This is a genomic window from Streptomyces sp. DSM 118878, from assembly GCF_052936595.1.
In genome coordinates this window covers 155,417-177,004 of sequence record NZ_CP193622.1, presented here as the reverse complement: position 1 = coordinate 177,004, position 21,588 = coordinate 155,417, and the positions used below count along the sequence as shown (strand labels likewise).

The 21,588-nt window shown below is 68.5% G+C and carries 17 protein-coding genes and 2 pseudogenes; 8 read left to right on the top strand and 11 right to left on the bottom strand.

Annotated elements, in window-relative coordinates:
- Positions 1–106 precede the first annotated feature (106 nt).
- Positions 107–1,474, top strand: coding sequence for an MFS transporter (locus tag ACRAKF_RS00705; protein WP_447034695.1), 1,368 nt, complete (start codon positions 107–109; stop codon positions 1,472–1,474).
- 192 nt (positions 1,475–1,666) lie between these two features.
- The gene (locus ACRAKF_RS00700; protein ID WP_447034694.1) at positions 1,667–4,399 is read left to right on the top strand and encodes a hypothetical protein; all 2,733 of its coding nucleotides are present in this window, start codon (positions 1,667–1,669) and stop codon (positions 4,397–4,399) included.
- Positions 4,400–4,527: 128 nt separating this feature from the next.
- Here the strand turns inward: ACRAKF_RS00700 and ACRAKF_RS00695 are convergent, their stop codons facing one another.
- Positions 4,528–5,439 (bottom strand): LysR family transcriptional regulator, encoded by a 912-nt coding sequence (locus ACRAKF_RS00695; protein ID WP_447034693.1) that lies wholly within the window; start codon positions 5,437–5,439, stop codon positions 4,528–4,530.
- A 243-nt stretch (positions 5,440–5,682) separates the two neighbouring features.
- Here ACRAKF_RS00695 and ACRAKF_RS00690 point away from each other — a divergent pair, with 243 nt between their 5' ends.
- From ACRAKF_RS00690 to ACRAKF_RS00680, 3 genes are all read left to right on the top strand, one after another.
- Positions 5,683–6,315 carry an NADPH-dependent F420 reductase gene (locus ACRAKF_RS00690; protein ID WP_447041732.1) on the top strand — a complete coding sequence of 211 codons (633 nt, stop codon included), beginning with the start codon at positions 5,683–5,685 and terminating at the stop codon, positions 6,313–6,315.
- Between the two features lie 94 nt (positions 6,316–6,409).
- A complete protein-coding gene (locus tag ACRAKF_RS00685; protein ID WP_447034692.1) occupies positions 6,410–7,384 on the top strand; it encodes an SDR family oxidoreductase in 975 nt (324 codons plus the stop codon).
- Positions 7,385–7,396: 12 nt separating this feature from the next.
- Positions 7,397–8,071, top strand: a complete 675-nt coding sequence (locus tag ACRAKF_RS00680; RefSeq protein ID WP_447041730.1) for an NADPH-dependent F420 reductase — start codon at positions 7,397–7,399, stop codon at positions 8,069–8,071.
- A gap of 23 nt (positions 8,072–8,094) precedes the next feature.
- Here the strand turns inward: ACRAKF_RS00680 and ACRAKF_RS00675 are convergent, their stop codons facing one another.
- Positions 8,095–8,568, bottom strand: coding sequence for an N-acetyltransferase family protein (locus ACRAKF_RS00675; RefSeq protein ID WP_447034691.1), 474 nt, complete (start codon positions 8,566–8,568; stop codon positions 8,095–8,097).
- Positions 8,569–9,025: 457 nt separating this feature from the next.
- On the opposite strand from ACRAKF_RS00675, the gene ACRAKF_RS00670 reads away from it, so the two are divergent.
- On the top strand, positions 9,026–10,534 hold the full coding sequence (locus tag ACRAKF_RS00670) for a multicopper oxidase family protein (RefSeq protein ID WP_447034690.1): 1,509 nt from the start codon (positions 9,026–9,028) through the stop codon (positions 10,532–10,534).
- Positions 10,535–10,877: 343 nt separating this feature from the next.
- On the opposite strand, the pseudogene ACRAKF_RS00665 reads toward ACRAKF_RS00670, so the two are convergent.
- Positions 10,878–11,336: pseudogene (locus tag ACRAKF_RS00665) on the bottom strand (hypothetical protein); the annotation flags it as partial.
- A gap of 65 nt (positions 11,337–11,401) precedes the next feature.
- Between ACRAKF_RS00665 and ACRAKF_RS00660 the strand changes: the two are divergent.
- A protein-coding gene (locus ACRAKF_RS00660; protein WP_447041729.1) for an IS5 family transposase occupies positions 11,402–12,339 on the top strand; the annotation gives its coding sequence in 2 pieces (ribosomal slippage) (positions 11,402–11,771 and positions 11,771–12,339; 939 coding nt in all).
- On the opposite strand, the pseudogene ACRAKF_RS00655 reads toward ACRAKF_RS00660, so the two are convergent.
- Both ACRAKF_RS00655 and ACRAKF_RS00650 read right to left on the bottom strand, forming a co-directional pair.
- Positions 12,334–12,537, bottom strand: a pseudogene (locus ACRAKF_RS00655) (hypothetical protein); the annotation flags it as partial. The gene ACRAKF_RS00660 and the pseudogene ACRAKF_RS00655 overlap by 6 nt on opposite strands.
- A gap of 127 nt (positions 12,538–12,664) precedes the next feature.
- A complete protein-coding gene (locus ACRAKF_RS00650) occupies positions 12,665–13,720 on the bottom strand; it encodes a transcriptional regulator (protein ID WP_447034689.1) in 1,056 nt (351 codons plus the stop codon).
- A 260-nt stretch (positions 13,721–13,980) separates the two neighbouring features.
- On the opposite strand from ACRAKF_RS00650, the gene ACRAKF_RS00645 reads away from it, so the two are divergent.
- A complete protein-coding gene (locus tag ACRAKF_RS00645) occupies positions 13,981–14,484 on the top strand; it encodes a hypothetical protein (RefSeq protein ID WP_447034688.1) in 504 nt (167 codons plus the stop codon).
- A 379-nt stretch (positions 14,485–14,863) separates the two neighbouring features.
- Here the strand turns inward: ACRAKF_RS00645 and ACRAKF_RS00640 are convergent, their stop codons facing one another.
- The 6 genes from ACRAKF_RS00640 to hisD form a co-directional block, all read right to left on the bottom strand.
- The gene (locus ACRAKF_RS00640) at positions 14,864–15,595 is read right to left on the bottom strand and encodes a maleylpyruvate isomerase family mycothiol-dependent enzyme (RefSeq protein WP_447034687.1); all 732 of its coding nucleotides are present in this window, start codon (positions 15,593–15,595) and stop codon (positions 14,864–14,866) included.
- A 363-nt stretch (positions 15,596–15,958) separates the two neighbouring features.
- Positions 15,959–16,960: an ester cyclase gene (locus tag ACRAKF_RS00635; protein WP_447034686.1), complete on the bottom strand. Its 1,002-nt coding sequence runs from the start codon at positions 16,958–16,960 to the stop codon at positions 15,959–15,961.
- Between the two features lie 125 nt (positions 16,961–17,085).
- The gene (locus tag ACRAKF_RS00630; RefSeq protein ID WP_447034685.1) at positions 17,086–18,453 is read right to left on the bottom strand and encodes an MFS transporter; all 1,368 of its coding nucleotides are present in this window, start codon (positions 18,451–18,453) and stop codon (positions 17,086–17,088) included.
- 159 nt (positions 18,454–18,612) lie between these two features.
- Entirely contained in the window at positions 18,613–19,389 is a 777-nt protein-coding gene (locus ACRAKF_RS00625; RefSeq protein WP_447034684.1) for an HpcH/HpaI aldolase family protein, read from the bottom strand.
- Positions 19,386–20,255, bottom strand: a complete 870-nt coding sequence (locus ACRAKF_RS00620) for an SDR family NAD(P)-dependent oxidoreductase (protein ID WP_447034683.1) — start codon at positions 20,253–20,255, stop codon at positions 19,386–19,388. Before ACRAKF_RS00620 ends, ACRAKF_RS00625 begins: the two co-directional genes overlap by 4 nt.
- The gene (gene hisD, locus ACRAKF_RS00615; RefSeq protein WP_447034682.1) at positions 20,252–21,562 is read right to left on the bottom strand and encodes a histidinol dehydrogenase; all 1,311 of its coding nucleotides are present in this window, start codon (positions 21,560–21,562) and stop codon (positions 20,252–20,254) included. The genes ACRAKF_RS00620 and hisD overlap by 4 nt, the downstream gene beginning before the upstream one ends.
- Between the last annotated feature and the right edge of the window lie 26 nt (positions 21,563–21,588).

Here is a 21,588-nt window from a genome sequence, read left to right as displayed (position 1 = left end):
GAAACAATGACGCATCCTCTTGTCGGATTGTTCACCAATCCTCTACGGTGACGAAGCATCAACTCGCGGCCCCGACAAGCCCCTTGAGAGGTGCACGGCCATGAGCATGAGTTCTCCTTCGCCGGACAAGCCAGCTTCCACGGACGAGCCCGCCTCCACGGACGAGGCCGTCACGCCGGACCAGGTCACCGCAGCGGATCAGTGGAGCACACTGTCGCGGGAAGGGGGGCAGACGCCGGACGACGGCCGTCGGTTCGCCTGGTTCCACGAGCTCGGCCCTGACGGGCGGCGCGCCTTCTTCGGCGCGTACGGCGGCTACGGCCTGGACTCGTACGACTTCTACGTACTGCCACTGAGCCTGGCAGCCATCGGCGTCTACTTCGGGCTCGACAACGGCCAGACCGGCCTGCTGGCCACGGTGACCCTGCTGATGTCCGCCGTGGGTGGGGCCCTGGCCGGAGTGCTCGCCGACCGCGTCGGCCGGGTACGCGCGCTGATGTGGACGGTGAGTGTGTACGCCGTCTTCACGGTTGCCTGCGGCTTCGCACCCAACTTCGGCACGCTCTTGGTCTTCCGGGCCCTGCAAGGGGTCGGGTTCGGCGGGGAGTGGGCGGTCGGCGCGGTCCTGGTGGCCGAGTACGCCGCGAGCCGTCACCGCGGACGCACCCTCGGCTGGATCCAGTCGGCCTGGGCCGTCGGCTGGGGTCTGGCGGTCCTCTCCTACACCCTGGTGTACAGCATCGTCGATGACGGCCTCGCATGGCGGGTGCTGTTCTTCACCGGCGCACTGCCCGCGCTGCTCGTGTTCTACGTCCGGCGTAACGTGAAGGACGCGCCCGCAGCGAGCGAGCGGTTGAAGGCCGCCGGGCGCTCGCGATCGTTCGCGGACATCTTCCGGGGGCGGCTGCTGCGTACGACGCTGCTGGCGGGCCTGCTCTCCACCGGTGTGCAGGGCGGCTACTACACGCTGGCGACCTGGATCCCCAAGTACCTCCACGACGAGCGGGGTCTCTCGGTCACCGGCGTCGGTGGATTCCTCGTCGTGCAGATCATCGGCGCCTTCTCCGGTTACGTGACGGGCGCCCACCTGGCTGACCGGCTGGGACGCCGACTCACCATCCAGACGTTCGCCGTGCTGTCCGCCCTGTGCGTCCTCTGCTACTCCCAGGTCCCCGCGGACTGGGACGAGGCATCCCTGCTGCTCGGCTTCCCGCTCGGGTTCTGCATGTCGGCGATCTTCTCCAGCTTCGGCGCCTTCCTCGCCGAGCTCTACCCCACCGAAGTGCGCGGCACCGGTCAGGGGTTCACGTACAACACCGGCAGGGCCGTCGGAGCGGTATTTCCTACCCTCGTGGGGTTCCTGTCCGACAGCTGGGGCGTCGGTGGCGCGCTCGGCTTCGCCGCCGCCGGCTATGCGCTGGCGTATGTCTCGCTGCTGGGGCTTCCCGAAACCCGCGGTATCGAACTGCGCTGACCCCGGTCGGCCTCGCCGAGTCGCCGCGCCGAGCCGCACGGAGCGCACCGCGACCGGCAACTCATCGATCATGAGGAGAGCTGGAGGCTTTCCATGAACCATCGTGCAGCCACGCACCAGCAGCCAGGGGATGGGGAGAGGTTCCCGGCCTTTCCCAGTTCACGTGATTTCCTGCCCGTCTTCAGGAAGGCGGTGGTCCCTCCCCGGGCCGAGTGGAAGGACCTGCGGGACAAGGTGCTGCCGGCGATACTGCTGGACACGGGGGAGGAGGGCTTCTCCGATGAGCTCCTGGACAAGTTCGCCTTCATCCTGGGCCACGAGGAGAAGCTGGTCGCGTACGCCAGGACGCGCGGACTCCCCGATGCTTCGGCCGATCAGGCACCGCAGGTCTCTTTGACCCTGCGTGCGGGCAACGGCCTGAACGGAGCGAGTCCTCCCAGGGTCGGGAAGCTGCGGCTGCGGACCTTTCAGCTGATGAAGGAGCTCGTGGAGCGGGCCCAGTCGGAGGAGGCCCGGACGGAGTCGCGACGGGCAGAGCAGACCCAGGCGGGTCAGCGCATCCTCGACGAGAAGCCGCTGCGCGACCACGTCTACTCGTTGCGCGCCAAGAGTGGGTTCCTCGGCACGCTGACGAGGCTGAGCTGTGCGGAACAACCCCCACAGTGGGGTGGCTGGGTGGACAAACTGTGGCCGGTGGTGGGCGCGCCGTTGTTCCACACTTTCCCGCGGTGGTGCTGGGCGAGCTGGTGGAGCCGGCGGCTCATCAGGTCCAGGCGCAGTTGGTTCGTGTCCTGGCGGGGGATCGATTCGTCGGGCCGGTTCTTCGAGCGGATGAGCAATCTGCTGACGCTGCAGGGCGGCGGTCGTGACGGGCAGCTCGAAACCTTCGAGGAGTTGCTGTTCCGCGCCCTGCTGGCAGACCTCGCCCGAGCCGGGCCAGGTTGGTCAGGCGCCTGGGCGCGGCGCCGCAGGGCCCGGCGAGTGGTGCTGTTCGACCTGCCGCGGGAGGGCACTTCCGGTGCGGAGGTCACCCGACGGTTCCTGGAAACGTATCTGAAGGTCCGCACCGAGGCGGGCAGCGCCTCCCTGCTCCTTGTCGGAGCGGGACATGCCGCCGCCTACGCGGAAGAGGGCTGGCCGAAGTGCCGGAACCTGAACGAAGCCGCGGACAGGCTGGTGCCGACGGCCGTTGACCGAGGCACGGCAGATGGTCGGGGCATGGCAGATGGTCGAGGCACGGCCGATGGGCGGGGCGCGGTCGCTGGCCGGGGTGCTGTGCTCCCGCTGCTGGTGTTGGCGCGGCGGCCGGCCTGCGCCGCCGACGGCGATCTCGAACAGGGGGAACGTCTCCATCCGGCCCCCGTGAAGAAGTTCCGCTGGGGGCCGCGGACGGAGCTGTCCGGCGAACTGGCGATCGGCGGCGTGCTATTGACGGTACTGGCCACGACCGTGCCCGGCGGGTGCGCCGCGCCGACGGCCCAGGGATGCCTGGATGGAAACGTCGTGCAGGGGCGGGCCGCTCCTCGCACGGTGCCCGAGGCCGCCGCGGACGAGGGCAAGACGCCCCAGGAGCAGTACGACGAGGCCCTCGACGCGATCAAGGACCTCAACGCCAAGGCGCTGACCGCCGAGAAGAAGTTCCACAAGCCGGTGCGCAGGGTGGTCTACCTGGGGGCGGGAGTGGATCCCGACCCGGATCACGTGGTCATGAACGGCATGATCCCCGAACTGCGCGGCATCCTCCTGGCACAGGAAGAGCTGAACCGTCTGGCGTCGCAGGACGAAGACCGGGTGCGGCTGTACGTCGATGTCCGCGACACCGGAAGGAAGTTCAAGAACGTCGTCCGGCATGCGAGGGACGTCGTCAAGGACACCAAGGCGAACGAGGAACGGCAGAACAGCAGGACGATCGTCGGAGTGATCGGGTTCAGGGAGAGCCGGAAGCTGACCAAGGAGGCCGCGCGCATCCTCAGTAACGGGAAGGTGCCGGTGATCGGCACGACGGCCACGGCGGACGCCATGCAAAAGGCGGGTGAGTACTACCGGCCGATGTCTCCGGACAACAGCCGCGAGACAGCCGTCGCCGCGCAGTTCGCACGGGACGGGAACATCATCGAGACGCAGCCCGGTCACTGTGCCACCTCCACGCGCGCCCTGGTCATCAAGGACCCCAACGATCTCTACACCCACGAACTGGGCGCGAAGTTCGTCAGCAACTTCGGTGGGGGGACCGAGACCTGGGAGTTCCCCGGCGGGCAAGGCGCGGACATCTCCGCCCAGGACACCGCCGAGCACGTGTGCGACGTCATCAAGAAGGACCGCCGTACGGTCGTCTACTGGGCGTCCCGCGTCGAGAGCTTCACCAAGTTCGTCAACGCCTATGGACCCGACGCCGGCTGCGCAGGGATACCTCTGACGGTGATCGGCAGCAACGAACTCACCAACGCCGCGCTCGGCGGCATGTATCTGGACAAGGAGTGGCTGCGGCTCTACCACACCGTGCATGTGCTGCCGGACGGGCACGCGGACGAGAACGATCAGGCCAAGGAGTTCATCACGCGCTACATCCGCCGGTATACGGACCGCGATCCCTGGATCAACGACGGACATGTGGCACTGGCGCACGACGCGCTCAAGGTGCTGTCCTCGGCGGCGGACAGGCAGTACACGAGCGTGGACGCCGTGGACGCGGAGGGAGTGAAGTCCAAGCTCGACGAGGGCGTTCACTTCGAAGGCGTGAGCGGGGAGATCAGGATACCGAAGCGGCACGGCTCCAACCCGCCTCTGAACAAGGCGCTCGTGATGCTCCACCACACGCGGGAGGGGCAGGGGCTGGTCCTGCACTGCGGCGCGTTCGGACAGAACGCCTCTGGTCCGGTGGACCGTTGGGGTCCCGATGGGCAGTACGAATGTCCCCGGGACTAGGGAGAGTGTCGTTGGGACTAGTCGGGACTATTCGGGACTAGGGCGGCGACCCCACTGGCGGGCCTCGACGGCTGGGCCCGTCCGGCGAACCGGCCCCGCTACGGCGTTGCCGCCGGCAGTCGGACTGCTCAACCGTGCTGTGAAGCGGCATCGATTCCACGCTGCCACATGTCATAGTTCCCACATTCTGCCGTGATTTCGGCCGTCGCCCGAGCCGCGGTGAGGAAGTCATCGACCAATGGCGAGGTGCGTGATGCCGCCACCGCGAGGCACACCTGGTCGGGCGCCAGACCCGGGATGGGTACGTAGCTGATGTCCGGATGTGAGTAGAACACGGTCGCCGAACGGGCCAGGAACGAGATGCCCCGGCCGGCCGCGACATGCTCGAGCGTCTCGTCCACCCCGCGCACCAGGTACCCGGCGTTGGGGTGCGGGCGCCTGGTGGGCTGCGTGCTCGGGTCGGCATGCCAGACCAGCGGTTCGCCGGCCAGGTCGTCCTCGGTGACCTCGGCCTTGCCGGCCAGCCGGTGGCCGACGGGCAGGACCGCGACCCGCGGCTCGGTGTACAGCGGGGTGACGCGCAGGCCGACCTCATCAATGGGCAGCCGCACGTAGCCGACGTCGATGCGGCCGTCGAGCAGCATCGCGGCCTGTTCGTCCCCTTCGATCCGCTGCACGTCCACGACCACGTCCGGGTGCCGTGCCTCGAACGCCCGCGCTGCGGGGATGACCGCAATGCCTGCCCGGAAGCCGACCATCAGCCGCTGCCTGCCGCGCGCGGCCACGGTCACCCGGCGGCGGGCCGCCTGCGCGGAGGCGAGCAGCGGACCGGCGTCGGCCAGCAGTTGTCGGCCCGCATCGGTCAGCGCTACGCCGTGGCGATCCCTGGTGAACAGCGAGGCGCCGAGATCCTGCTCGAGCGCGCGGATCTGCCGACTGAGCACCGGCTGCGCGATATGTAGCTCTTCGGCGGCGTGACCGAAGTGCAACTGGTCGGCCACGGCGGTGAAGTAACGCAATTTGCGCAGGTCCAGATCCATGGCGTCTCCCAATCCGGTGATGCCGTCAGGGTATCACCACGACTAAAAGAAGTCTTGGACACCCGCTCAGGCCAATGACAACCTGAATAGGTACCCATTGAGGCCGAAGCGAATTGGGTACGCGGATTGCATGGATACATGGATTGCATGAATTACACGGATCACATGGGTTGCATGGATGCAACCCTTAACAACAACGGGGTGGGCATGGCGTCCTACCCAGCTCCAGAGAGCAGGCACTTCATGAGCAGCATCAGCATCATCGGCCTGGGAAACGTGGCCCGCGCCCTGGCCGCCCGGGCGCTCGCCGGTGGCAACGCCGTCGAGCTCATCGGCCGCGACCCGGTCAAGGCCAAGGAGTTGGCCGCCGCGCTCGGCGGTGCCACTGCCGTGGCGGCCGGCGCCGCTCCGGCCGGGGACATCGTCATCCTCGCCGTGCCGTACGCCGGCGCGGCAGCGGTGGTGAGCGAGTACGGGGACGCACTACAGGGCAAGGTCATCATCGACGTCACCAACCCCGTCACACCCGATCTCAAGGGCTTTGTCACTCCCGACGGCAGTTCCGGCGCACAGGAAATCGCCAAGGCCGCCCCCGCCGGCGCACATGTGGTCAAGGCGTTCAACACGCTGTTCGCCCATGTTCTGGCAGCCGGGCCTACCGAGGGACGCTCATTGGACGTGTTCATCGCCGGCGATGACGCGCAGGCAAAGGCTCGCGTGTCAGCGTTCGTCGAGAGCCTGGGGCTGCGCCCGTTCGACACCGGGGAGCTGCCCATGGCGCGGGCACTGGAGAACGTCGGCCTGCTGGAGCTGGGTCTCATCACCCACTCCGTCAAGCACACCAACTTCTCCCTCGGCATCACGATTCTCAGTTGAGCCACTCGCAACACCACTTCTCGCGCCGAATCACACCAATTGAGCCACGGCACGAGAAGAACACCGCTGCACCCACCCTCATAAGGACAGTGAAATGCGCGTTTTCGTAGCAGGTGGGACCGGTCATTCCGGTTCGTACATCATCCCCGAACTCATCGCCGCCGGACATGAGGTCACGGGCCTGGCCCGGTCGGACACGGCCGCGGCGGCGGTGTCCGCGCTCGGCGCGAAGGTGCGTCGAGGCGACCTCGAGGATCTCGACGGGCTCAAGGAGGCGGCCGCGGACTCCGACGGCGTCATCCACGTCGCGCACAGGCAAGACCTGCTCTTCTCCGGCGGTATCGACGCCGTGGCAGCCGCGGAGCTCCCGATCGTGCTCGCATACGGCGAGGCACTGGCGGGAACCGGAAAGCCGCTGGTCGCGGCGGGGAGCATAGGCTCGCCAGGGAACCTGGGCCGGCCGGTCACTGAGGAGGACCCGGCCCTTCCCGGCGGTGAGGAGTACCGGGGCACACTGCGGGTTCGTAACGTCGTGGAAACCGCCGTAGTCGGCCTCGCCGAGCGGGGAGTTCGGTCTTCGGTCGTACGGATCGCCAACATCGCGCACAGTACGACCGATACTGCCGGATTCCTGCCCACGCTGATCGCGCTCGCGAAGGAGAAGGGCTTCGTCGGCTACCCCGGAGGTGGCGCGAACCCATGGAACGCCGTGCACGCCCGCGATGTCGCCTCCTTGTTCCGCTTGGCGCTGGAGAAGGGGCCGGCCGGCAAATACTGGCACGCGGTCGGGGGCGGGGACGGGGACGGGGTCGGGAGCGGGGACGGGGCCATCCCGTTCCGCGAGATCGCCGAGGCCATTGGCAGCCGGCTGGGCCTGCCCGCCGTGAGCGTTCCCGCGGACGTGTTGATGGTGCCGGGGTACTTCGGTTTTCTCGCGAACCTAGTCACGCAGAGCTACCCGGCGTCCAATCTCATCACCCGTCGGACCCTCGGCTGGGAACCCACTCACCCCGGCCTGTTCGCCGATTTGGACAACGGCCATTACTTCTCCGCAAAAGCAGGACGCTGAGAAATGACGACTGTGGGATTCATCGGGAGCGGGTACATCGGCAGTACCGTCGCGCGGCTCGCCATCGAGGCAGGGCACGAGGTCGTGCTCAGCAACTCGCGGGGTCCGGAAACACTCGCGGACACGGTCGCGGAACTGGGGCCGCGGGCGTCCGCGGCGACGAGCGGGGAGGCCGCGGCGGCTGGTGACATCGTCGTGGTCACGGTTCCGGTCAAGGCCTTCCCCAACTTGCTTGCAGCGCCACTGTCTGTCGCGTCACTGGCCGGGGAGACGGTAATCGACACGTGCAACTACGGCCCCGAGCGTGACGGGTACCTCCCTGAGCTCGAAAGCAAGTCGCTCACATCGAGCGAGCTGCTGCTGCGGTATGTCCCGGACGCCATGCTCGTGAAAGCGTTCAACAACATCTTCTTCAAGCACCTGCTGTCACTCGCCCGCCCGGCGGGAGCGGCCGACCGCTCGTACCTGCCGATTGCCGGGGACTCAGCCTCGGCGAAGGCGGCGGTGACCGCATTCATCGAATCCATCGGGTACGGCGTGGTGGACGCGGGACCGCTGGCCGATAGCTGGCGGCAGGCGACGGGCACGCCGGTGTGGGGGACCCCCTACGGGCCGGCCTCGAACGAGAAGGGCGAGCCGGCGGGCGAAGACGCCATCCGCGCGGCACTGGCAACCGCAACCCCGTAACCGTGTATCGGAAGAGGCTCTCTTCAGGCGTCGAGTGGCAGTTCCAACAGCTCCTCTGGAGGTTGGAAACCGGACCGCCGCCAGAGAGGGCTGCTGCGCTCTGACGGCCAGACGATCAGCGTGTCGAAGCCGGCCCTGCGTGAGTGCTGCTTCAGCGCCGCAAGTAGCGCAGAGCCTGCTCCCGTGTTCCGTTGCAACGGCGTGACGTAGAAGTTCGTCACGTAGCCGACCGGTGTGTTGTCGCTGTACGGATCCGGCATCCTCTCCACCGGGCAGAGGAAGACGTGACCGCAGATGTCCCCTCCGGCCTCAGCGACCCACGCCAGCCATTGGCCATCGCGGAGCCGGTCGCGAATCCAGCGCTCCGCCTCTTCCAGAGGCCGGGCGGGAGCGGACGGCTGCCCTTCGAGGTCCTCTTGCTTGAACGTCCAGCGCAGTTCGGCCAAGAGCCGCGCATCGCCAGGCTGAGCCAGGCGCACCGTGAAGTGTGTGGTCATGAGGCGAGTGTCATGTCTGCACCGTAGCCAGGCGAATTGATTTCCGCACGGGTCACAGCCACTCGTTGATGGCGGTGACGAGGATGGTCGTCGGTCGCCTCGCAGCGGACGGCGAACTCCTCGTAGTGGGTGGCCCCGCCGCCCGGTACCTCTTGAGGCGGTTGGTCCCGTACCCAACTGCGTGACGCTCGCGGTAGTCGGTCGTGTCGAACTTCGGCGGACGGCCGCCGCGGGAGCCGCCTTGGCATGGGACCGGCTGGTCGCCTGCGCCCTCCTATAGTCCTGACCCCATGCCTATGAGGGCGATGAACCTTGCCGCGGCCAAGCTGCGTGGTGATCACGCAGGCACAGCTCTTCTTCTAAGGGTCGGATCCCTGAGGACCTTCGGGGTCAAGTCAGGGCTGGGTCGGGGGCGTTCCCCGATGTCTCGGGCGGGGCTCGTCGCGAAGCTTGAAGCATGTCCCCACTCAAGCGCTTCCTCGTTGTGTTTGCCTCATTCGTCACCGTCGCGGCGCTGGCGATCGGCGGCGGTGTCCTGTGGCTGTGGAACGACGCCAAAATCAGCACGGTCGGCGAGGAGCAGTTCGACAACGAACTTTCGGTACCTCCGCTCGCGAAGTCCCGCGTGGACAGGGACGGAACCCGTGTCTTCGACCTGCGGATGCGGGAGGGTGAGAAGGAGTTCGAGGACGGCCGGAAGACATCCACTTGGGGTTTCAACGGCGACTACCTGGGGCCGACGCTGCGCGCGGAGCGCGGCGAGAAGATCCGTGTACGGATACGGAACGGCCTGGATGAGGCGTCGACGGTGCACTGGCACGGCATGCACCTGCCCGCGAAGATGGACGGCGGCCCGCACCAGATGGTCAGGCCGGGCGGAAGCTGGAGTCCGCACTGGACGGTGGACCAGCCCGCATCGACGCTCTGGTACCACCCGCATCCGCACGGCGCGACGGAGAAGCACGTGCAGCGCGGCCTCGCGGGGATGTTCCTTGTCGACGACAAGCAGTCGGCGCGGCTCACGCTGCCCAAGAAGTACGGGGTCGACGATCTGCCGGTGATCGTGCAGGACGTCAGGTTCGATGGCGCGAAGTTCGACCACGGTCACGACATGATGCGCCACGTCGGCTTCCTGGGCGACCGGACCATGGTCAACGGCACGCTCCGCCCGTACCAGAAGGTCGGCGACGAGCTCATCCGACTGCGGCTGCTCAACGCCTCGACGGCCCGCACATACGACTTCGGCTTCCCGGACGACCGCTCGTTCTCACTGGTCGGCACGGACGGCGGTCTTCTCGAGCAGCCGGCCCGCATACAGCGGATACAGCTGTCACCCGGCGAACGGGCCGAGATCGTCGTGCGGATGAAGCCGGGCGAGAAGACGGTCCTGCGCAGCTTCCCGCAGGACAACTACGGGAGTGCGTGGGAGCAGCGGTTCAGTGGGGGCGACGACTCCTTCGATGTCCTTCAGCTACGGGCCGCGAAGCAGCTGCGCGCTTCTGGCGACATTCCGGGGAAGCTGGGTGAACTGGAGGTGCCTGACGGCAAGAACTCAGCGCGCGGGCGCTTCTTCGACCTGAAGGAGTCCGGGATCAATGGGCGCGCGATGAAGATGGACCGAATAGATGACACCGTCACGCGGGGCACCACCGAGACGTGGACCGTCCGGAACCACAATGGCATGCCCCACAACTTCCACGTGCACGACGTCCAGTTCCGGATACTCGAGGTGAACGGCAAGACGCCACCGCCCGAGCTGCGCGGGGCCAAGGACACAGTGTTCCTGCCGAACGGCACGACGATGAAGCTGGCGATGCGATTCGAGGGGCCGGCCGACCCGGATACCCCGTACATGTACCACTGCCACCTGCTGGCACACGAAGACGGCGGAATGATGGGGCAGTTCGTCGTCGTGGAGAAGGGGCAACGGGTAGGCACACCACCACAAGGACACGAAAACCACTAGCCGTGCGCAGGGGCCTACGTATCTCGTCCCGAGCCGGCGCCTGCGCGCGAGCCGTGGCCGCAGACACGAAGGCCCCTGAAAGCCGCGGCCCAGGCCCTCAAGAAGGACATCCACACCTGGATCGCCGCCGGAAACACCGACCCGCAGCCCTACGTCTGGACGAAGACCGCAGACGAAACCGTCGAACGCCACGCCAACTATCTGAACGAGTTCCTGCCCCAGAGGACTATTGCTGCGACCGCATAGGTTCGCCGGGTTGCTGGCGGGAACGGTTGGCTCGGTGCGCTTTTCGCCGCGGTACGGGCACAGCCATCAGACTGACTTCGGCTCAAGCCGACCGCGCCTATGACCGCAGCGTGCTGTCCCAGCGCCATGTGGTGAGACGAGGGTGCCCGGGCAGTTCGGCACGCCCGGTGGCCCACAACAGGGTGAGCCAGGGATCCGCGCTGCCTGGGACGTCTGGGAACAGACGGGCAAGCACTCGCGAGCAGAGAGCGGACGGTGGAGTCCAGGCAAGCCCCAAGCCTTCCGCCAGATCGTGCGTGTGCACCAGCGTCTCCGCCACCCCCATTGCCGCGAAGCCCTCGGGGTCTGACACCCCGCTGGCGTGATGGGCGCGGACCCGGGGCGGCGTCGTACGCACCATGGCGGCCAGCAGCGCGCCACTCGCCTCCAGCACCTGCACCAGGCCCGCCGGACCCGCATTACGGTCCGCGCAGAGGAAGACCGTAGGTCCGTCCGGCCTCTTCCGTCTCAATGCGATGGGCACATGAGTGTCCAGCGGCGGGCTCTGCGGACCTAGGTCGTTTCTGATGGCTCTTGGTCGGTGGGTGGATCAGCTTCTGGTCTGGGCAGGCGTCGGGCATGGTGCGACGACATGAACTGACGGATGCGCAGTGGCGGGCGATCGAGCCCTTGCTGCCGGCCAACGGTCGGCCTGGTGGGCAGTGGTCCGATCACCGGACGGTGGTGAACGGGGTGCTGTTCCGGGCCCGTACCGGGGTGCCCTGGCCGGACCTGCCGGAGCGGTACGGGCCCTGGCAGACCGTCTATGAACGGCATCGCCGCTGGTCGGCGGACGGCACCTGGCAGCGGATCCTGGCCGAGCTGCAGATCGAGGCCGATGCCGGTGATCCCGACGGCGCCCTGGTCCGCGAGCTGGAGCGGGAGTGGGCGGTGAACATCGACTCCACCTCCTGCCGGGCTCACCAGCACGCGGCCGGGGCCCGGCACCGGCCGCCCCGCGACTTCCCCGAAAAGGGGGCGGGGCGCGTGTGGAGGCCGATGGGCGGGAGACACTGGGACGCTCGCGAGGCGGGGTGACCACCAAGGTCCATCTGCTGGCCGACGACCGGGCCCGCCCGCTGACCTGGCTCACCTCGCCGGGCCAGCGGGGCGACAGCCCCATGCTCCTGCCGGTGCTGAAGACGCTGCGCATTCCTCGCCGCGGGCCCGGCCGCCCACGCCACCGCCCCGACCGGGTGCGGGGCGACAAGGCGTACTCCAGCCGCGACAACCGCGCCTACCTGCGCCGCCGGGGCATCAAAGCGACCATCGCCGAACCGGACGACCAGCGGGCCAACCGCCGCAAACGTGGCCGGGCCGGCGGTCGTCCACCCGCATTCGACAAGGCCCAGTACCGACGGCGCAGCGCGGTCGAGCGCTGCGTCAGCAAGTGGAAACAGTTCTGGGCAGTGGCCAGCCGCTACGACAAACGCGACTACATCTTCAACGGCACCCTCACCGCCACCGCCATCGTCATCTGGCTCCGCGACACCGTCCAAGAGCCATCAGAAACGACCTAGCTGGACGGCGTAGTAGAACAGGTCGTTGGCAAGGTGCTCAAGGGTCTCCCAGCAGTCCCACTCCAGCGAACCAGCCCTACCGCCCCACCCCTCCGGAGGTGCGTCCCGAAGGACGCCCACGGCGAGCCGCACGGCAAGGTCGACGTCGTCCGCCGTGACGGCAGACAACACTGACCCGGTTTCGACTGATCGTGACATGACGACACCGTAGCGCGATGTCGCTTACCAAGCCGCCTTCAGATTCTGCGAACCTGCTGGATTCCGTCTACCACTGGAGGCAGGCCCCGACTGGCTCGCCACTTGGCGCCGACTGCGTCAGCTCCGATTACAAGGTCCCGTCGTGGCAATGCCTGGAGGACGGCGTTTTTGTGCCCGGCAGTGCTCCGTTGAGGAGGGCATCACCGAGCGGAGTTCTGCGGTGCAGCACCTCATTGCCGCGTCGTTCGGAGGCGATCAAGCCCGCCTCGCGCAGCACAGCGGCGTGCCGGCTCGCGGACGAGGCGGCGAGCCGCAGACGAAGAGCGAGGCCGGTGGTCGTGAGCGGCGTCTCAAGGGCATCGAGTGCTGTGGCCCTGGCTCGCCCTATCAGCTGGCCAACGGGAAGATTCGCTGCGTCTTGTACCGCAGTCGTCTGGGAGCGGGCGAACCAGCCTGGGTCAGGTGAGAGCGGCTGGACCAAAACCGGAGGCAGGAGCGGGTCGGCGAGCGTCACCGGGAGGCACACACAAAAGAACGACGGGATGATCGTCAGCGGCCGTCCGTGCAGAGCGAGCCGGTGGCCCATCGGGTAGTCCAGAGACACACTTCCGGCGTCCGACGCAGGTTCGACCACCGATGCCCCGTAGCTGGCCAACAGCCCCGCGGACCCGCTGCTCAACATCGCTTCCGCCCGCAGCGTGCGATCCGCGGCCACCGTTTCACGTATCGCCTTCGTGTACGGCGCCACGGCCACACCATGGTAGCGGCGCAGGGCGGCCCCCAGCCTGCGCAGAGCGTGCGGCCCGCCTGCGGCGATCTGCCGGGCAACGTTCGGCATGGAGGCCCCGACGCATATCCGGCCCAGTTCAGCGCGCAGTTGGCGGCGAGGGGTCCGCATGACCCGCTCAATGCTCTCGTCGAGGTCTTCGCCGCCGGGACCCGGTGTGAGGAAGTCCGGAAAGTATGCCGCCCAAGGAGCCAGCCGCATCAACGCCCGGGCCATCGGCAGCAGTTGCTCCTCGGCGAGCGCACGGCGGACGGCGCGCCGCCACGGATCAAAGCGCACTGCCTCCTGGCGGTTCTGCAGCAGGTGCAGGCTGAGCACGATCTCCCACATCGGGTCGGGTCCGGCGGCCACCCGAATCCGCTCCAGGTCACCCTGGTCGTAGTCGATGCGCAGCATACGCCCCCCCCCGGCCGGCTCGCGTTCCCCCGAACACTGCTGCTGGCACGTTAGCCATCGGCGGACCGAGCGCACAGTGTTTGCGCTGAGGCCGAAACACTTGGCGGCCCGGGCGTGCGGACGGCACAGTCTCGTCCGAGGCGACGCCTCAAAGACCGATGTCACGCTCGGCAGCGACAGACCGGCTGCGGAGCAACGTGAACGAAGCACTGCTTTCGATCATCAGAGCGGCTTCGCGTCGCTCGGAAACGGGGACCGCAATGCATGTGACACGAAAGACGGCCATGACGGCCGCGAGCATCGCCCTCGCGACAGGAGCAGTGCTGAGCAGCGCGGGGACAGCGCACGCCGCCGGCTTCAGCATGGGGAGCCCGGAGTTCTACGAGACCAGTAACTGCCCCCCCTGCCAGTTCGACGACTACCACGACGGCACACACTTCAAGCACGACGCGGGCGGCAGGGCCGCCAAGGCGTTCCTGTACAAAGGCGGAGTCACGGGCAAGGTCGAGTTCCACCCGTACAACGAGGAGATCTGGCTGTACGACACCAAGGATGACGGAGACACCATCTACGTGCGGTACCTGTATCACGTCATCATCGATGACGTCCCCAAGCCGCGGTGGAGCGGCTGGCACGGCCCGGAGAACGGGAGCGGGCCCACGATTGACGCTTCCTTCGACGAGGGCACACCCGTGACCGTCGTCCTCTACGACGCCAAGGGGGATGAGTCCAGCAGGTTCGGCTCCTTCACCGCCAGGGCCTGACTCTGACTCAGGGGCGAGTTCACCGCCGAGGGGGACGGACCCCACCACCCTCTCGGCGGCACGACCACGACCATCGCGGCCAGCGGCTACCAGGGCACCGGCCTTTCGCCCGGGCGAAGGACCGGCAGCCCCTCCGCGGCTGCCGCCTCAAGGACGACGGCATCCTTGCGCTTCGCCGCAGCCGCCCTCCTTGCCCTCCCTCTCCTGGCCGCCGCACCGCTCAGTCAGCACCCGCAGCCGCGAAGTCGTCTCGGGCTCTGCCCTGTACGAACGTCGCGCATGTTCCCGTCAGTGACGGTTTCGCCAGGGCCAAGGCCACGGTTGAACGGCGTGGCGGCGGCTGCGGCAACGCCACCGTGGAGATCAAGGTCTGGTCCGGTCAGCTTCGCCAGGGCGGCAGCGCTGGTAGGGGGCCTCGCGGTTCTACGGTCAGGGTGTGTCCGTCGGTCCGCCCGGTGAGCCAGCCCAGCAGCTCAGCCGCCGGGCCGCTCACCCGCGGCCCCGGGCTGTTGCCGATCACTCGTGGGACCTGGTCCTCGTCGGCGCACAGTGTCATGGGTGGGGCGGTGGGTTGGGTACGCAGTTTCGCGGTGGTCGTCTCCAGCTCGCGGGCGGTGAAGGAGGCGGGCCAGTGGACTGGCCGGTGTCCGGTGTCCAGGTCGGTGTGGTGCACTTCGACCTCGCGCAACATGCTGGAGACGGCGCCGCGTACCGGCCGCAGACCGCCTCCGAGCCAGCGCACCGGCACGTCCCAGGCGTTTCGGGGGTGGTCTTCGGCCGCGGAGAGAAAGCGGCGCAGCGCGGTGTCCATGTCGTCGAGGAGTGCGTCGGCAGGGCGTCCGGCGCCCTCCTCGATTTCCCGTTCCCGCTGGTTGTCGTCGGCGTATTGCGGCAGGTCGCTTCCCGTGCGGGCGGAGGTGAGCAGCCGGGTGCGCGAGTCGGCGCTGCGGGCGAGATGGGTCAGGACGTGGCCGCGGGTCCAGCCGGGCAGTAGGGAGGGGGCCCGTACGTCCTGATCTGACAGCGCGGCCACCGTCGCGAGCAACCGGTCGACGCAGGTGCGCAGCAGGGACAGGAGGGCGGCAGGGGTGTCTTTCTCATCGTGCGGCATGGGTCTCCGTTCGGTGACGACACGTCACTTCATCTGTGCCCGGTTTGCGACAACGTGCACCGCGTCGATTCGGTGCCTTACCGCAGCGATGGGGCGGGGTCCGGTCGGACACAAGTGGCTGTCAGGACCGTGCCGCTCGGTCCGTCGGTCCGTCGGTCCGTCGGTCCCTCGCAGTCGGCCTTTGCCGACAAGGCCCCATTCGGGAAGCGGGATCGATGAGGCGCTCCCTCGTGCGCCCAGTCGGCCGTGCGGTGCTGCTTCGGCCGACCGACCGACCGACCGGCTGGCCAGCCAGCTAGCCGACCGGCCAGTCGGCCGGCCGACCAACCAACCATCCTGGCCCAGTGGGTACCAGGTAGATCCCTAGTAGATATTGGCCGCCACGTCGTCCGCGCCGTCCTCCCGCCCCGCGTTGATCTGCGCGCGCAGCGCGATCTCGTCGTACACGCGGACCTCCTTCACGATGCGGCCGTCCTGGATCAGGAACTGGGAGACACCGAGCACCGTGACCGGCTTGCCGGTGAGCGGGCCGAAGGCGGGGGTGCCCCGGTACGTGCCGTGCATGGTCCAGGTCACGGCCACGCGCAGACCCGCGTAGCGCTCCGCGTAGTGGGTTTGGATGTCCCGTACGGCGAAGCGCGCGTCGGGGAAGGGGCCGACCATCTCCAGCAGATCGGCCTGGTAGCGCTCCGGACGGATGACGGTGCGGTCGCCGATGGTGTGCAGGAAGAGGTCTCGCGCCATGAAGTCATTGACCTTGTTGAGCTCGCGCTGTGACCAGACCCGGTCGATGAACTCGAGGACCATCTCGCACTCGGGACGGAAGTCGTCCGGGCGCGGCCCGCTGACACCTTCCAGGAGCACGTCCTTCGGCGGCTCTTCCGTCATCGACCCGGTGTATCCCTGGAACTGGCTGCCGCGCGCGGCCTCGTCCGGGTCGATGCCGAGTTGCAGGCAGTCCGCGAGGTCGTCGCGCACCACCCACTCCTCGACCATGCGGCCGCGCCGGTAGAGGCAGTTGGCCACCGTGCGCTTGCGGACGCGGACGTTGCGGCCGTCCACGAGGTGCTCGTCGGCGGAGAAGACCAGGTGTGAGCTGAGGAAGGCGTCGTCCCCGCGGGCCTCCCACACCACGTCCTCGGCCTGGCCGATGTGGCCCGGTACGGCGGCCATCCGCATCGTGCTGCCCTCGATGACGCCGTCGCGGCCGACGACCGTCCCGAGACTGGCGTGGACGATCGAGTCGGGCTCGTAGTTGTCGACGATGTGGGCGATGTCGCGCTCGACCCAGATGCGGTCGGTCACCTCGCGGATGAACTCGTCCGGGTCGTTGTAGGGCTCGTACGCGACGGGGTCCAGGGCCATGGTGCTTCTTCCGTTCCGGTGCGGTGTGAATGCGTATGCAGGATGGCTGATTGGCTGATTGGCTGGTTGGCTGAATGACTGAATGGGTGGTGGGTCGGGCAAGGGTGCGGTGCGGACCCACGGGGTCAAGCGGGCTGTGATGTGTCCTGGCGGGCGAACTTGTCCGCGCCCAGCTGGCTCCGGTATGTCTCGGTCATGAAAGCGGTGACGACGACGAGGGCCAGGACGGCGCCGACGGCCAGGTAGGCCCACACGGCGTAGATCGTGTCGAAGGTGTCGACCAGCAGCGTCGCGACGAACGGGGTGATCCCCATGAAGATGGAGAACGAGCTGTTGTACGCGATGGCGCTGGCGCTGAACCGGGTGCGGGTGGAGAAGATTTCGGCCGCGCAGACCGTGATGATGCCGGTGAGGAAGAACTCCGGTATGAGGTAGATGAGCTGGCTGGCGATGGCGGCGCCGAAGGTGCCCGCCTCGCCGACCCAGAAGGCGAGCGGGACCAGGACGATGCAGGCCACGGCGCCCGTGATGAGCATCGGCTTGCGCCCGATGCGGTCCGAGAGCATGCCGGCCAGCGGCAGCAGCGGGATGAGGACGGCGATCGAGATGGCGTTGGAGGCCAGGCCCATCCAGCGGGGCAGACCCAGCGTGTCCGTCAGGTACTGCGGATAGAACGTGATCCAGGTGTAGGACAGGATCGCGCACATGATGGAGATGCCGCAGTAGACCAGGATGGGGCGCCACTGCGAGCGAAGGGCCTCTAGCACCGGCGACTTGACGACGTCGGCGCCGTCATCGGTGGCCCGCACGAACTCCGGGCTCTCCGAGATGCGGCTGCGCATCCACAGGCCGATGAGGCTGAGCGGGATCGCCAGCAGGAACGGCATGCGCCAGCCCCACGAGTCCATCGCGGGCCCCTCGAACACCCAGCTGGTCAGCGCGGCGACGCCGGCTCCGGCGAGCGTGCCGACGAAGCAGCTGTTGGAGGCGTATGAGGCGTAGTAGGCGCGGCGGTCGGGCTCGGCCCACTCGACGATGAACGCCACCGCCCCGACGTACTCGCCGCCGGAAACGACCCCCTGGACGACGCGGAGCATCAGGAGCAGGAGCGGCGCCAGTATGCCGACTTGGTGGTACGTGGGCAGGACCGCGACGAGGGCGGTGGACGCGCCCATGGCCACCAGGGTCCACAGCAGCGTCTTCCTGCGGCCCACCCGGTCGCCCCAGCGGCCCAGGATGGTGCCGCCGAGCGGACGGAACAGGCAGGCGATCGCGATGATCGCGTACGTCCCGAGCACCGCGACGGTCCTGTCGCTCTCGGGGAAGAACGCCGGGGCCATGATCGGTGCCATGTAGCCGTACAGGCCGTAGTCGAACTGCTCGACGAAGTTACCGACGCTGCCCGCGCCGATGGCCCGGCGAATCGCGCTCCGCTTCTCCGCCGCTTCTGGGGCGGACGCGGGGGCTGTGCGGGGTGGCGCTGCAGAGGACATGGCTGCTCCGATCGCGCGGTGAATGGGGAATGCATACGTATGAACTAGGCGTGAACATTGGGGTTCCGGGGGAGGAGCGTCAAGAGGTGGAGCTGGGGTGGGTGGAGACGCTGCGCGGGTGGGGCGGAGTGCCTCCGGCACCCCACATATGGAGACCCTTCAGCGGGTCTGTGCGGGCCCCGTAGGCCGGGCGAGGGCACCCATGGCGTCCATCAGCACCTGCGCCATGTTGAAGACGATCAGCCGGGCCCCGGCCTCCTCGGCGGCCTGCGCCGCCGCGAGGTGGGGGACGATCGTCATCACCGTACGGCCGTTCTCGGCGGTGGCCCGATGTGCCTGCTCGACCAGGTCGTCGACGACCGCCGGCGCCGGAAAGCCGCAGTCCGCCGCGAGGTCGGCGGGACCGACAAGGACCGCGTCCATGCCCTCGGTGCCGGCGATCTCGTCCGCCGCGGCGCACGCACGCCGCGTCTCGATCATCGCGATGACCAGCGTCTCGCGGGAGGCCGCCACATGCTCGGCCGCGGTGACCGTACCGAACCGTCCCGACCGGCTGTACGTGGCGAAGCCTCGCTCGCCCCATGGCGGGTAGTGGCTCGCGGCCACGGCCCGCCGGGCGTCCTCGGCGCCGTCCACGTGCGGGTGGATGAGTCCTGCCGCGCCCAGGTCCAGGCAGCGCAGCGCCAGCGTGGGCTCGGCAGTGCCCACCCGTACCAGGACGTCGATGCCATGGGCCTCGGCCGCCATGATGTGCTGCTGGAGCAGCGCCGTGTCCGCGGGCCCGTGCTCGCAGTCGATGGCGACGTAGTCCAGACCCGCGACGCCCGCCATCTCCAGCAGAGTCTCCGAGGGCATCCGCAGCAGCGCGCCGCGCAGCGAATCGCCGTCCGCCAGGCGTTGTTTGAGGCTGCGGCGCGGGGCGCGCGGGACGGTCATCGGGCCACCATCCCCGCCGACAGGTCGACATCGGCGCCGCACATGCCACGCATCCGCAGCATCGCGCTCGCCGCCTCGCCGACCTCCTCCTCGGTCACCATCCGTCCGAGCGCGGCACGTGACACGAAGGACTCCTCGGCCTCGGCGTAGCTGCCGCCCGTGCGCTCGGCCTCCAGGCGGAAGTTTCGCTCCATGCGCGGCCCGGAAACCGGCCCGGGCGACAGGGAGTTGACCGTGACGCCCTGCGGCCCCACCTCGCCCGCCAGCGTGGCCGTCAGGCCGATGACCGCCATCTTCGACGCGCAGTAGGGGGTGCGCCGCAGCAGCGGCCGCTTGCCCGACACCGAGGCGACATTGATGACATCACCGGAGCCGTGACGGGTCATCGCGGGAAGGAAGGCCCGGCACATCAGGAAGACGCCGCGCACGTTGATGTCGAAGACCTCGTCCCACTCCCCGGGCGAGATGTCGGTCAGCGAAGCCACCGGGCCCGCGATGCCCGCGTTGTTGACCAGGATCGATATCTCGTCGTCCGCGAGGGCCGAGGCGAGTGCGTCGACGTCCTCGGGGCGGGACACGTCACAGACGTGGGAGGCGACGCCGGGGCCGAGCTCGTCGGCGGTGCGCTTCAGGGTGTCCCCGTCGCGACCCGTGATCACCACGCGGGCGCCGTCGGCCAGCAGCGAGCGGGTGATGGCCCGGCCCAGGCCGCTGCCGCCCCCGGTCACGAGCGCCGTCCGCCCGGCGAGGGGCGTCCGCTCGGCGAGGGGCGTCTGCCCGGCGAGGGGCATCTGCCCGGTCAGGGGAGCCCGACCGGCCAGGGGAGCCCGCCCGGCCTGGGGTGTCATGGTGCGGTCGGTCGTCATGCGCCGGCCTCCTCGTTCCACTCCAGCGCCTTGTCGCCGTACTTCGCGGCACGGACGTCACCGGAGCGCGCGTGCCCCTCGAAGAGCTCGACGCGGGCGGCGCGCCCGCACACCTCGCCGAGCAACGCCGACGAAGCGGTGTCGGTGACCTCCTGGTGGGTCACGGTCTTGAGGTACTTGCCGACCCACAGACCGCCCGTGTAGCGGGCGGCGCCACGGGTGGGAAGGACGTGGTTCGTGCCGATGACCTTGTCGCCGTAGCTGACACAGGTGCCCTCGCCGAGGAAGAGGGCACCGTAGTCGCGCATCTTGTCCAGCGCCTGGCGCGGGTTCTCGGTGAGTACCTCGACATGCTCACTGGCGTACGAGTCGGCGATCTCGAAGGCCTCGTCGAGGGTGTCGGCCACGACGATCTCGCCGTGGTCGCGCCAGGCCGGCTCGGCGAAGTCCTTGGTCGGCATGCCGGGCAGCAGCCGCTCGATGTGCCGCTCGACCTCGAGCCCCAGCTCCTTTGACGTGGTGACGAGGACGGCGGGGGAGTCCGGGCCGTGCTCGGCCTGGGACAGCAGGTCGACGGCGACCACGAAGGGGTCCGCGTGCTCGTCCGCGATCACCAGGATCTCCGTGGGCCCGGCGAACAGGTCGATGCCCACCTCACCGAACAGCTGACGCTTGGCCTCGGCCACATACGCGTTGCCGGGGCCCGCCAGCATCGGCACGCTGCCGATCGTCTCGGTCCCCACGGCCATCGCCGCGACGGCCTGGACGCCGCCCAGCAGGTAGATCTCGTCGGCGCCGGCCAAGTGCATCGCGGCGACCGTCGCGGCCGGGATCTCGCCCCGGATGGGCGGCGTGCAGGCGACGACCCGGCGCACGCCCGCGACCTTGGCGGTCACGATCGTCATATGGGCCGAGGCGGTCAGCGGGTAGCGGCCGCCGGGCACATACGCGCCGGCGGCGGAGACGGGGACGTGCCGGTGGCCGAGCCGGACGCCGGGCAGCGTCTCGATCTCGACGTCGAGCAGCGCGTCACGCTGCGCCTGGGCGAAGGTGCGCACCTGCTCCTGCACGAACCGGATGTCGTCAAGGACCTGCTGCGGGACACCGGCGACAATGCGCTCGATCTCCTCGGACGACAGGCGGAACGACTCCGGGCTCCAGTCGTCGAACTTCTCGGAGTACTGGCGCACCGCCTCGTCGCCGCGCTCACGGATGTCGTCGAGGATGGCGCGCACCCGGTCGGCGACGTCCGCGCGGGCGGCGCTCACCTGGGCGGCGGAGACGGAGGACTTGAGGATTCTGGGCATGACGGCTCTCTTCGGTTGGCTTCGTC

What these genes read in the sequence shown, in the direction of transcription:
- ACRAKF_RS00650 (WP_447034689.1), bottom strand. Translation starts at nt 13,720, where the DNA reads ATGCTGCGCATCGACTACGACCAGGGTGACCTGGAGCGGATTCGGGTG.
- ACRAKF_RS00705 (WP_447034695.1), top strand. Translation starts at nt 107, where the DNA reads ATGAGTTCTCCTTCGCCGGACAAGCCAGCTTCCACGGACGAGCCCGCC.
- ACRAKF_RS00645 (WP_447034688.1), top strand. Translation starts at nt 13,981, where the DNA reads ATGCATGTGACACGAAAGACGGCCATGACGGCCGCGAGCATCGCCCTC.
- ACRAKF_RS00620 (WP_447034683.1), bottom strand. Translation starts at nt 20,255, where the DNA reads ATGACGACCGACCGCACCATGACACCCCAGGCCGGGCGGGCTCCCCTG.
- ACRAKF_RS00675 (WP_447034691.1), bottom strand. Translation starts at nt 8,568, where the DNA reads ATGACCACACACTTCACGGTGCGCCTGGCTCAGCCTGGCGATGCGCGG.
- ACRAKF_RS00635 (WP_447034686.1), bottom strand. Translation starts at nt 16,960, where the DNA reads ATGGCCCTGGACCCCGTCGCGTACGAGCCCTACAACGACCCGGACGAG.
- ACRAKF_RS00685 (WP_447034692.1), top strand. Translation starts at nt 6,410, where the DNA reads ATGCGCGTTTTCGTAGCAGGTGGGACCGGTCATTCCGGTTCGTACATC.
- ACRAKF_RS00670 (WP_447034690.1), top strand. Translation starts at nt 9,026, where the DNA reads ATGTCCCCACTCAAGCGCTTCCTCGTTGTGTTTGCCTCATTCGTCACC.
- ACRAKF_RS00630 (WP_447034685.1), bottom strand. Translation starts at nt 18,453, where the DNA reads ATGTCCTCTGCAGCGCCACCCCGCACAGCCCCCGCGTCCGCCCCAGAA.
- ACRAKF_RS00690 (WP_447041732.1), top strand. Translation starts at nt 5,683, where the DNA reads ATGAGCAGCATCAGCATCATCGGCCTGGGAAACGTGGCCCGCGCCCTG.
- ACRAKF_RS00625 (WP_447034684.1), bottom strand. Translation starts at nt 19,389, where the DNA reads ATGACCGTCCCGCGCGCCCCGCGCCGCAGCCTCAAACAACGCCTGGCG.
- ACRAKF_RS00695 (WP_447034693.1), bottom strand. Translation starts at nt 5,439, where the DNA reads ATGGATCTGGACCTGCGCAAATTGCGTTACTTCACCGCCGTGGCCGAC.
- hisD (WP_447034682.1), bottom strand. Translation starts at nt 21,562, where the DNA reads ATGCCCAGAATCCTCAAGTCCTCCGTCTCCGCCGCCCAGGTGAGCGCC.
- ACRAKF_RS00640 (WP_447034687.1), bottom strand. Translation starts at nt 15,595, where the DNA reads ATGCCGCACGATGAGAAAGACACCCCTGCCGCCCTCCTGTCCCTGCTG.